This is a genomic window from Shewanella sp. SM29, from assembly GCF_025654245.1.
GTDB classification, from domain to species: domain Bacteria; phylum Pseudomonadota; class Gammaproteobacteria; order Enterobacterales; family Shewanellaceae; genus Shewanella; species Shewanella oncorhynchi.
Genome location: NZ_JAKKRN010000003.1, coordinates 38,047 through 49,887 on the forward strand (window position 1 = coordinate 38,047; position 11,841 = coordinate 49,887).

The following is an 11,841-nucleotide window of genomic DNA, read 5'->3' on the forward strand; positions in this document are numbered from 1 at the left end:
GTCAGATTTGGTGGGAATAGTAAGGCCGGATCAGTAAGGCAAGGTCACGCGGTATTTTTGGCCGAGTGTCGTGAGTGTGCCATTTTGGATCATCTCCTCGAAGAAGCTGTCAAAACGAGTTCTTAGCGGATCAAATTTAGCTTGTTTCGGAAAAGCCATAAAGCCGTCTCGCACATCGATTATCGGCATGATTGGCGTAATTGCTTGAGGGATTTTGATTTGGGCGAGCACTGCATTTGTATTGCGACTATTGGTGGCGAGTAAATCTAAATCACCCCGCGAAAGCCGTTCTATGCCACTTTTAATATCGACAAATTCATTGATATTTAATGATTTAGTTTGTTCAGTAAACCTTGTGCCATAACTCCAGCCCTGCATTTTTCCAATCCGTTGCGTTTTAATACTGGCATAGTCGCCATTCCACACTATTTCATTGTCTGCCCGAGCATAAAACACCATATCATCGCGGTAAAATGCCTTAGCCGCAAAAACCAAGTTGGCATTACGCTCTGGGGTATCGTAGGGACCAATAAGAATATCCGCTTGGCCACGTTCAACCATAGAGATAGCGCGGCGCCATGGGGTAATTTGATAGTGAATGTTCACACTTTGCTGCTGGGCGAAGCGATTCAAAATATCGACACCTAAGCCTGTATATTCTCCATTGGCTTGTAGTTCAAAAATTTGACTGAAACTCGAACCCACTGCGAGCAGGTCTTTGGCCTGTGCAGTCAAGCAAAGGCTGCTGAGCGCCAAAAGGACGACTTGTGCAAAGCCTTTGCTGAGTATCATGGCATTCCTTGTGTGGTTTGAATGCAGGAGGTTAGAACACTATCTCTCGTAAAAGCGGCGATATCGTTATGCAATTCACTAAGGTTAAGGTTAGCAAATTTTACCCAGATTTGATTGCACGTTAACATTTTAATATTTTGAAATAAATGGAAGATTAATCGTAAGGGCATTAAGCCGTTGATCTTCAATCGATACATCATCCTATCCCTCAGCCTGCTTAGTTACGCTTAAAGGTTTCAGTTTGTATCATTCACTGATGGGGTGGATAAATGTATTTTCCTTATGCGTTTAAATCAGTTAAGGCCGAATAAAGGGGATTGCGGTATGCTCTGCCATTCATTGATTTATACGCCAATGCTGGGCGGTTTATTTGAGCGGGATGTTATGAAGCTGCAGGAAATAGATAAAACCTTGTATCGTAAAAACATGAATTTATTCATTGTTATTCTAGTTGTTAGCTTAGTCGTGTTATCACTGATTTTTGGTACTGGACTCATTGCGCTGTTTGGGGCGACGCCAGTGCCAGGTGAGCCAACAGGTAATTTTCACTTGAATCTCTTAGGCGTGATTTTCAGTTTGGGTCTGTGTAGCGCCGTGATTTACAACTTAAAAGACCGACCTTTTTTCAGCGAAATTTATTATGTGTGGCAATTAAAGCAACTCCATAATCGTATCTATCGCAAGTTGATAAAGATTAAAGCCGCTGCGGCGCAAAATGATGTGAATGCTTTGATTATACTGCTGTTTTATTACACTAGTTTAAGGCAAGTGTATGAGCTCGATGACAATACGCTGACCTTGCCGGCACTGACTCAAGATCTCAATCGTTTGAATGCACAAATCGAAAGCCTAGGCTTATTGCTGTCGCCCGAACAATTTACGCCTGAGTTGCTGACAAGATCTTTCTGATACTGATGAGGTAAGATGAGGATCGCTCCTCACCTTGCCATCATCTAGCCCTTATCTTGTCTTTGTCGTCCTTGCCCAGAATGAGGTCAGCGAGTTTCGCTTAGGCGGCTTGCTGGGCTCTTTGTAGTGTGAGTAACCACTTACCATAGATGTAAATCCCTACCGCTGAGATAGTCCCTATGGCGGCGATGATGTACCACGCCATGCCAATGTTATGGCTGTGGTACAGCAATTGGGTGAGATCGTGTGCGTTTTCACCTGTGTAACTCACCAAGGTAGTAAAGGCTTCACCTTGGGGAATGGCGCTGACCTCAGTGCTGTTCATGCCGCGCTCTAGCAATAAATCCCGCGAAAACAATTCTTTCGATGCATAAATCTCGTAGAGTTTAGGGCCAAAGTAGCCTTCTAATCCCCAGCCGATCCCTTGGGGCAACATCACAAATCCTAAGTACATGGCTTTTTTACCTTCGGGAGCAATATTACCCATAAACTCGTTTTTCTTCGGGCTAATCATCATTTCGCCAATGGAGAACATGGCTATCGCGAATACGATAAACCATGCCGCATGGAAAGCACCGATAAACACAAAAGCTAAAATACTCAGCAAACAACCAATAAACATAGCGGTAGTAATACGGTATTTAGCCGTCAGTGCCGCGACGATAAAACAGCAGGTCATGATCAGGCCCGCATTAAGGTTGAGCATGCCTTCGGGCATCACCTTAGTGCCTTCGTTATTGAGGCCAAGCCAAAATTGTAGAATACCGTTACTGGTGCCTTCGCTGCCAAAGAGGGTGGTGACGATTACGCTGGTATCGACCCATTCGGAAATATGGATAGGCAGCACATCGAATAGGGCATTGAACAAGAACCAAAATCCTGAAAAAACGAGCATATAGTAGATTACAATCGGCTTTTTCAACTCGCGCCAAGCATCACGCCACAGGGATTCTTGTTCGACTTCACCCGATTTTATTTGCTTATTGCGTTCCAGTCGCTCGGCTTTACCTGGCTCGGTATAGGTGAGTAAGAATAAGAAGTTGAGTGAGATAATTGCGGCGCAGGCGAAAAATACATTGTCCCACGACAATTGGCGCATATGCACGGCAACTAAGGGCCCGAGGAAACCCCCAATGTTTACAACTTGGTAAAAAATGCCCCAAGCCATTGAAGTGTTATTGCGATTAGTGGACAGCACTAAGGTGCCTTGAATGCCCGGTTTAAATATCCCTGTGCCTATGGCAAGGAGTAATGCACCGACAAGGAAGCCCCAAAAGCTGGGGAAGAATGCCATGACGAGATAGCCAAAGATTTTAATGATGGTGGAGCCGAAGATGGTTTCTTTGTAGCCCACTCGGTCAGACATGCCACCGGTGAACACGGGCACAAAGGTTTGCATGATCGCCCAGAGGGAAATAATAATGCCGTAGTCACTTAGGCTGATCCCAAGGCCGCCCGCAGACTCTGGCGCTTTAGCGTACAGTCCAGCACTGGCTTTAACACCGTAGTAGGCGATACGCTCGACTAACTCCATACCACCAACTAACCAAAACACATAACCTAAGCTAGTAATGGAGGCCCACATGCCGAGCTGTTTGACTTCTCGCAGATCGTTGCCTGCATTTGGACTATTCTGACTCATGTCCTTCCCTTATTATTGTTATTGAATTTATTTCTGTTTAACCCATTAATTATCAAAAACTTAAATTTATGAAGTTAATGATTTCATCTTGTTTAAATACGATAATGGGCTTGCTTGAACGGATACTTTACCTAATTCGGCCTTAAACACCAAAAAAGTAGCAGAAAATGATGAATTAACCCACATCTGTTATTGAACTGTACTGAGTTTGTCATTTGGCTGAAATTGGACTGTTTCTGCTTAAGTCATTGTGATGATTAATCTTTATTGTTAATTATTCACAATGAACATGCTTTGAGTTCTCGCTATTTTTAGGTACAATCCATTGTCGCATTTTTGTTCACCCGATCATTTTTCTAGATAGATACGACTCTAGCCCCCCTTTTTGTGAGAAACGCTAATGACAGCAACAACATCTAATCATGCTCCTGCGGATATGAGCTTGCTCGAGGAGCCGATTGCGAAGCTTTTTTGGCGCTATACCATACCCACCATTGCCTCTATGTTGGTCACGGGCGTATATGTGACAATTGATGGCATCTTTGTTGGCCACTATTTAGGTGAAACAGGGCTGGCGGGGATGATGCTAGCTTACCCTGTGGGCGCGATTTTATACGCTATTGGCGCCATGATAGGTATGGGTAGCGCGGCATTAGTGTCAATCAATCTTGGCCAAGGTAATGTAGTCAAGGCCCGTAAACTACTGGGTAATGCCTTTACGTTATGTTTATTAACGGGATGCTTTTTTGCCCTTGTTGGTGGGATATTCTCGCGAGATATTTTGGTCGCCCTTGGGGCGCAAGGTGAGATGCTCGAAAATGCTAACGAATACTTATTCTGGTATTTTGCACTGTGTCATTTCCCCATAATTTCAATGACCTTCACCACACTGCTGCGTAATGATGGCAGGCCATCCATGGTAACTTGGGTGCTGATTTTGGGTGGTGTATTAAACACTTTCTTAGACTGGCTGTTTATTGTGGTTTTCCCCTTTGGTTTAGCAGGTGCAGCGATTGCGACTATGTTGTCGCAGGCGGTAACGGGGCTTTTGTGTTTACAGCATTTTTTCAGTCCGCGCACTCAGCTTAAAATCACTTTTGAGCAGATGAAGCTCAAGCTCGATAATTGCCTTAATATAGCCCGCGTTGGTTTCCCCAGCTTTTTGATGAATCTGTATTTGTCGATAGTGTTAACCCTGCATAATACGGCTTTTTTGTGGGTTGGCGGTCCATTACATGTGGCCGCCTATGGTGTGGTGAGTTACACAGAAGCGTTTTTCTATCTGATTTTTGAGGGCATTGCGCTTGGTACTCAACCTATTTATAGCTTTAACGCGGGAGCTGGGCGTTTTGACAGGGTTAAACAAGCGCGCAATATTGCCTTTGGTATGACGTTACTCACCGCAGCTTTAGGTTTAGCGCTGATTTATTCTCGCCCTGAATGGTTAGTGTATTTGTTTGCCGGTGATAATCCGAATTTAACACCAGTGGCGATTGAAGGTATGCGCTGGTATTTTTGGGGCTTGCCTATGGAAGGCTTAATCTTAGTCGGTGCGAGTTTCTTCCAAGCGATTAACTGTTCGAAACAAGCTTCTATGCTGACGGGCGCTAAGCTTATTCTTATCGCTGCGATCATCTACTGCTTTGCATGGGCGTTCGGCGTGATTGGTGTGTGGGTGTCGCTCGCGACCTGTAGCACTATCTTGACCATATGGATGTTTTACGCCATGAAGCGAGTCGAGGCACGTTTGCATTAATCCTTGCTTTGGTTTGTATTGGTTTCGCCTGATTTATTGACAAGACAAGGGGCGAGGCAAGTAACCTGTAGCTGGGGCATAAGTGTTTAGTTTTACGTAAATTTTACAATTGGGGCGATTAATGGCCCCGATTGTAATTGCCCACATATCTTTCGTCGTTAAACATGACTTAGGGCTAGCGTGGGATGATGGCCTCTGGTACATTTCGCTGGTTTAATCTGCAATCAAAAATGACTTATCCAAGCGTGCTGTTGAGCCGAGGCTATAGCCCTCAATTAACAGACTGAGTTCGCTTAGGCTTTTGGGTCGATTGATCGTTGATATGACTGGGTATTGAGCCGAATGACTCGCTCGTTGATTTTAGTAATTTATGTTTTATGAGGCCCTTATGCGCACCACTTCAGTCATTTCTATGCTGTTGCTTGGCGTGTTAACGACAGTTAATGCCAGTGCCAAAGAGAATGAGTTAGTGTTTGCCAGCGACTTCGAAGGCAATCGTTTATCTCAACCTTGGTCGTGGATCATGGGTTGTCAATTTGAAGGCGCTGAACCTCACACAGGTGAAAGTGCGCTGCTTTGCGTCGAAGGCAATAGCAGTATCGTCAGTAAGTACCCTATTTCTGAAGCGGGTCTATTAGAGTTTTGGGTCAAAACCCAGAATACTCAAACCCAATATCGAATCAATGTATTGACCTCTCCGGTATTAAAGCTCGATGCCCAGTGGCAGCATGTTGCTTTAATCGATATCACCCCTGGGGCTAACGAATATTTAGCACACCGAGTGTCTATTGATGATCCGAGTCGCCAATATATCCGTCTTGATATTGAGGCCATTAATGGCCCTATCAGTTTGGACGATTTGAGCTTAGGTAAAATTCGCCTTGATATGGCCCTGCAAAAAAATGAGCAGAAAATTATCGGCGGGATTTTAGATAAGCTGAAAGCTGATAAGAATTACGAAGTGCAGTCTGAGTCATTTCGTACTTTAGGTAAAAATTATGCCGCTCAGCTCGAGAGCCAAAGACAATACCTCGAGTACTCGAATGCTATTTATTCAAGTATCACCTTTGTGTTGGCGACGTCTGAGCGCAATAAAATGTCTAACCCTATGGGATATAACACCTTTAGGTCGGTTTTAACTGACGCTAAACGTGTGGCATCGCCTCTCCAACAGGCGCGTTTAGGCTCTATGGTGAAACCCTTTGGTGACTTAGCTACTGCCACCTTAAACGTGGTCAGTGCCGGTGCGTATTCCGCCTTTGCCGAACCCTTTAAGTCATTCTTAGCTGCGACTTTTGATCGCTCTAATTATGACAACAGTGACTTAAGCCGTAGTGATAAAAAGTTTGCTGAAGAAAATGGCCTGAAAATTTATCAGCAGGCCGAACGGTTTATGTCTGAAATCGAAAAAGAACTGCAACAAGTCACTGCACTCGACAATGATTTAGTCAGTATGCAGAAGAACTTAGATAATTTCCGTAAGGATCTCGATAAGCATCTGCGCAGTTACTTACAGCATGCCAGTATTGCCCGCACACCTGAAAATTACAGCCGAGTGATGAGTAAAGACGAGCAGGCACGCGCGCTGGTGATTGCTGAGGCGAGTGCCAATATCAGTGCTAAAGCTGAGGCGCTATTGGCTTCGAACAGCAATGCAGAGTTAGTGCAGTACATGATTAAAACCACTGAGAAGATTGATGAATTTCAAGAGTTCAAGGAACGTTTTAATCAGATCACTTCGGCCATGCTGACCTTCTACGACAAATTTGAGCGCTCAATTGCCGCCGAGCAAAACCCCTTTACCGATCCTAGCGATCGCGCCGTGTGGGAGCAGCACGCCAAAAGCGCCCGTAACTACATTCGCCAGTCGAAGGAAGCGTTCACTAAAGCCTTTATGTAAAGGATTGTTGTAAGTAAGTGGTAGTAACGGCCTAAAATTATGGCGATTTTTCTATTTTAGGTTTGGAGTTATCAAGGATAAAACAGGTAGTCAGAATCATTTCTGTTAGTGGGCAAGGATGATGAGTAAACCCTATACAACAACTCGGTTTGACACAGATACCGCCACAATGGCGATATTTGATCCCGCGGCATTAACTCATCGCTGTGAAGATACGGCTGATTGGTGGTCTGTGCCGAGTGACGAAATTTTGGAAATCAATCAAGGTCATGTGCTATTCGTAGGACTTGGCGCCGATGGCTGTTATGAGGTTGAAATTTTCCGTAAGCTAGGTGAGGCTGGGCTCAATTCAAATTATCTCTCTGCAAACTTAACAGTATTGTCAGGGTGCCTGTATATTGGCGCCGCCGAGCAAGTTCCAGCAGGAGATCTTGGGCCTGAAACAACCTATGGCGGCGCTTTAATTTATGCTGTGCGAGGGAATATTGAGGTGAGAGTGTATCGGCTTACACCCCATAAACTGGTGGTTGAATATGAGTCAACCTCAGAAGATGTACTAAACGAGTTTACGTCTAGCCCATTACTTTAAGCGGCTTACTTTATTCGCTACCATTTTTAATCCCTATACGGGCTGTTAAACACCAAAGGTAACTTGTTAATCATCAGGGGTAAAAAAGCAATTTAACATTATGAGTTCTATGATGAATAATACTAAATGGCGCGAATGTATGACGCTGTTAGCTTCTCGTCCTGTGTATTTGCAACTACAGTTGGTCGGTGAAGAGGACTTTCCTCTCGATTATGAAGCCTCAAATCAAGTGTTATCCGAGATCATGGCTACTGATTGTCTTTTTGTGCAAAGGTGTATTCGCTATAAATCCATTAACGCGATTAGAATTGCGAAAACCGTTTTTCCCGCCGGTTTGGCGGATGACAATATATTTCTGCTTGCTGAATTAAAAATCAGATTACAGCAACTCGGCCAGTTACCACTAATTGAAGACGATCAGTTTATTGTTATTCATGGCTATCATGACCTCATGGTTTGTTGAATCCAGAGCATCTACACTGGCTTACAACACACACCATATCTTAAGTTCGCTCTGCGATGGAGTTCATAGACTTCACAACCTAACAATGGCTCAGTTCTATTAAGAACTGCGCCAAAACGCTCAAAGTAGTCTTCATTAACTTGTTTTGCACTGATAAGTGGTACTTCAATACTGACATCTACACGACCTTTACGTATCAACGCTGGGTCAAGATTATCAGGATGATTTGTGGTCATTATTACAAGGCAGTCATCAAGAGGAATGATTCCGTCTAACGCGTTTAGAACGCCACCTAAAGTGAGTGGTGGGTTATCTACATTGCTTTCAGCAGTACGTGATACCGTAGCCTTTACACAGTCACAGTCCTCTATTAACAACATAGCTCCGGGTGGTACCTTTCTAATTGCCTTATGAATAGTGGCATCATTTACAGTCGATAGATTCAATATGTAAAGATCGCGATGATACTCAACAGCTAAGGCTCTCGCTATACCCGTCTTACCTGTACCTGTTTTGCCATGTAACAGTATGGTTAGCTTACTTACAACTGATTTTCCCCTACTTGCGAAGTTATCAACTTCCCTCATCAACTCCTGCTTAAACCCTTCATCTAGCACTAATTCACTAAAACCCGATGATTTCAATGTGCCGTAGCGACACCATTCGGTTTCTTCGAAAATATTCACTTTTGGCTCTGTAGAGATGTCTCCACGAGTATCTTCTAAAAAACGATATAGTTTATCTTTTGCCCACCATGGTGCACTTACCGTAATAGTATCGTATGCCATCGTACTATCGACCTTAGATCGGGTAGCCAACATGAAACAACCACCGTATTTAAACAGGTGCATACCGTAGCCGATAGACTTAACACTGACACGCCCGTCGTAACTCACACTATAGTCATAGTACACAGCCTCAGAGATAGAGCGTGAAAAAAACGGAATGGTAGTATTACTGATCAAAAAGGACAGTTTATTGAATACCTCTGTGCGTGCCTGATGGCTATCGTCTATAGTGAGCCGCACAAACAGCAGACTACTGAGCCAACTTAACAGCTTCGTGGGGACATCTTTTAGCATGTAGCCTACGAGTCCAATTAACGTTAATGTTAATACTCCAACAATGACAGCCGTCAACAAAGGATCACCATTGGTGAGCGCCTTTATTTGTAGTAATACCTCGTTCATTTACTCACCTTTACTATAAATGCCTCATGGACATAGTCGAGAATACTATCAACCGAGTCGAGGATACTACCAAGGTATCCTCAGTATGCGCGCTATCGCACGTGTTAAAGCGACTTGATAAAGATCCCCTGCCTATCACTAACGATTGCCTTATAACGTAGTAATATCACATTTTAAATCAACATCTTAATTTTGGATTTATATTTAAGTGTTCACTAACGTACGCAGATAAATATCAGAGATGGCACCGTTCATCAAAGAGCAGGACGGGGCGACCCTGCATCCACGGATTGACTTGAACAACATCCGTGTTTAACTGCCAGTTCGCCATCAGATAGGCAGGACGCCTGAATGTCGTGCAATGCAGGGATGCATGAGAACGACCATGGCTCTCGTTCATAAGCTTAGAGGCCCTAGGTTTCTATTCACCAAGTCGGCGAGTGAATGCCATGGCAAGCTTGTAAACTGTTAGTCAATAAACGTTAATTGGTAAGCTGTGTTAGTGGTTTATCAGCCTACAACTCAAATATCATTCAGCGAAGTCTTAATAAGAAAGCCGCTAATGAAGGCGGCTTTTGTGTTTCGATTATTCCATAACCCTTGAATTTTCTTGGTTACATTAAATCTCGAGGCATTAAAGCAAATACACGTTCAAGCTGCAGGCGCCGTGGGCGCCGACGACGAGGGCTTGTTCGATATCGGCGGTTTTTGATGGACCCGCGATAAATACCCCGAACTCACCTGAGGCTAACGTGATTTCTTTAGCTGCCTGATGTAGGGTCGGCACAATCTTATTCGTTGGCAGGGCTAAGATCAGGTTTTCACAGATAAAAGGTGTCACTCTGTGGCCTAGATTCTTATTGTTAACCCAAATGGCACCGTTTTCGGCAACGCCAATGTCACCTGGGATCACTGCATAATCTATGTTTTTGAGCTCGTGGGCTGTGGGTGGCATTTCACGGTTTGCCGTGACACCCTCTACAAGGGAGATGACCTGTAACCCTTGGGCGATAAGTTCATCGACTTTGGCTTGCAGGGCTTTGATACCACCTTCTTTATGCAGCGTACCCGCGACAGTATTGAGGTTGGTCTCGAACTGGCCGACGAGATTTTCGACTCTTGGCGTCACATCTATGCTTGGCATAGGATGATTTGTTAAGGCCGACAGTTTGAGCGCATTGAGAATTTCAAGTTTACTAGACATCTTATAGGCTCCTGTGTTTCTTAAACCAAGCTTCGAAGCTGGAGTTCGGGGCAACGGGCAGTTCACGGTATTTACCCCATGCACCGCTAAAGGGTTTTAACTGACTACCCGGTAGAATGCGCAGCGCAGTTCTCGCCACACTCATAGAGCAGTTCAGCATGGTTTCGCTTGCCATAAATTTACCCACTAATGGCATGTAACTGTTTTTGCCATAGGGGAGTTTTCCTGCTTCAGCCTTAAGGCGTCTGTGGTGGAAAATAATCTTATCGAGCGGCACCTTAGTTGGGCAGATATAGGTACAGCTGCCACACAAGGTACAGGCCCAGGCAATCGAGTTAGTGTCATCAATCTTAGCGCCCACTGCGATACCAATTGGGCCGGGGATAGTGTAGTTGTAGCTGTAACCGCCGGAGCGACGATACACAGGACAGGTATTGAGGCAACCACCACAACGAATACACTTCAATGATTCTGCGAGGATTTTATCCTTGAGCATCTCAGTGCGGCCATTGTCGACGATAATAATGTGCATCTCACCTTCGGGCTGTGGGCCACGGTAAAAGGCGCTATAAGTCGTGACAGGTTGGCCTGTGGCGTTGCGTGCCAGTGTGCGTAGCAAGACGGCTGCGCTATCGATATCGGGCACCACTTTGTCGATGCCCATTGAATGCAACTGCAACTTAGGCAGGTTAGCACCCATGTCGGCGTTGCCTTCGTTCGTGCAGACCACCACGGCGCCTTTATCGGCAATCGCCATGTTCACGCCTGTCATCGCGGCATCGGCGCTAAGGAACTGTTCACGCAGGTGGGCACGGGCGGCGCGGGTTAAATACAAGGGATCGGCTGCCCCCGCTTTAGTGCCGAGTTTTTCATGGAAGAGTTCGCCGACTTCTTCCTTTTTCATATGGATAGCAGGCACGACTATGTGTGATGGTGGCATTTTGGCGAGCTGAATAATCCGCTCACCTAAGTCGGTGTCTATGACCTCAATGCCACGTTGTTCTAAGTACGGATTGAGGTGACATTCCTCGGTCAGCATAGACTTAGACTTCACCAACTTTTTGACTTTATGGCGGGATAAAATGTCATGCACGATACGATTGTGCTCTGCGCCATCTTTCGCCCAATGGACTTGTATGCCGTTGGCGATACAGTTTTGTTCAAAGGTTTCAAGATATTGAGCAAGATGGGTTAGCGTGTGGAGCTTAATTTCTGAGCCAAGCTGACGCAGTTGTTCCCATTCTGGGATGCTACCCGCGGCGCGGTCGCGTTTTTCTCTGAGCATCCATAGCGCTTTTGAATGCCAGTCGACACGGGTTTCGTCGCGGCAAAAAATATCGGCTTTATGGGCATGGACTTGGGAGCCATTAGCTCCGTGATTATGATTGTAAGCCAT

10 protein-coding genes are annotated in these 11,841 nt (G+C 45.0%); 5 read left to right on the forward strand and 5 right to left on the reverse strand.

The features are described from left to right. Positions 1-30: 30 nt before the first annotated feature. Positions 31-792 (reverse strand): substrate-binding periplasmic protein, encoded by a 762-nt coding sequence (locus L5L77_RS02650; protein WP_263172349.1) that lies wholly within the window; start codon positions 790-792, stop codon positions 31-33. A gap of 384 nt (positions 793-1,176) precedes the next feature. Between L5L77_RS02650 and L5L77_RS02655 the strand changes: the two genes are divergently transcribed. After that, a complete protein-coding gene (locus L5L77_RS02655) occupies positions 1,177-1,701 on the forward strand; it encodes a DUF3087 domain-containing protein (RefSeq protein WP_113941071.1) in 525 nt (174 codons plus the stop codon). 100 nt (positions 1,702-1,801) lie between these two features. On the opposite strand, the gene L5L77_RS02660 is transcribed toward L5L77_RS02655, so the two are convergent. Further along, positions 1,802-3,343: an MFS transporter gene (locus L5L77_RS02660; RefSeq protein ID WP_212600343.1), complete on the reverse strand. Its 1,542-nt coding sequence runs from the start codon at positions 3,341-3,343 to the stop codon at positions 1,802-1,804. Between the two features lie 400 nt (positions 3,344-3,743). On the opposite strand from L5L77_RS02660, the gene L5L77_RS02665 reads away from it, so the two are divergent. The 4 genes from L5L77_RS02665 to L5L77_RS02680 all read left to right on the forward strand — a co-directional run bounded on the left by L5L77_RS02665 (position 3,744) and on the right by L5L77_RS02680 (position 8,051). Beyond that, positions 3,744-5,099, forward strand: coding sequence for an MATE family efflux transporter (locus tag L5L77_RS02665; protein WP_028760699.1), 1,356 nt, complete (start codon positions 3,744-3,746; stop codon positions 5,097-5,099). A gap of 388 nt (positions 5,100-5,487) precedes the next feature. After that, complete coding sequence (locus L5L77_RS02670; RefSeq protein ID WP_263145081.1) at positions 5,488-6,999, forward strand: hypothetical protein; 1,512 nt, start codon at positions 5,488-5,490, stop codon at positions 6,997-6,999. A gap of 121 nt (positions 7,000-7,120) precedes the next feature. Next, entirely contained in the window at positions 7,121-7,588 is a 468-nt protein-coding gene (locus L5L77_RS02675; protein WP_251071031.1) for a DUF6386 family protein, read from the forward strand. Between the two features lie 112 nt (positions 7,589-7,700). Continuing rightward, positions 7,701-8,051: a hypothetical protein gene (locus L5L77_RS02680; RefSeq protein ID WP_263184758.1), complete on the forward strand. Its 351-nt coding sequence runs from the start codon at positions 7,701-7,703 to the stop codon at positions 8,049-8,051. A gap of 11 nt (positions 8,052-8,062) precedes the next feature. On the opposite strand, the gene L5L77_RS02685 is transcribed toward L5L77_RS02680, so the two are convergent. The 3 genes from L5L77_RS02685 to L5L77_RS02695 form a co-directional block, all read right to left on the reverse strand. Further along, positions 8,063-9,241 carry an AAA family ATPase gene (locus L5L77_RS02685; protein WP_263184756.1) on the reverse strand — a complete coding sequence of 393 codons (1,179 nt, stop codon included), beginning with the start codon at positions 9,239-9,241 and terminating at the stop codon, positions 8,063-8,065. Positions 9,242-9,875: 634 nt separating this feature from the next. After that, a complete protein-coding gene (locus tag L5L77_RS02690; protein ID WP_028760696.1) occupies positions 9,876-10,445 on the reverse strand; it encodes a lactate utilization protein C in 570 nt (189 codons plus the stop codon). A gap of 1 nt (position 10,446) precedes the next feature. Beyond that, positions 10,447-11,841, reverse strand: coding sequence for a lactate utilization protein B (locus L5L77_RS02695; protein ID WP_263221979.1), 1,395 nt, complete (start codon positions 11,839-11,841; stop codon positions 10,447-10,449).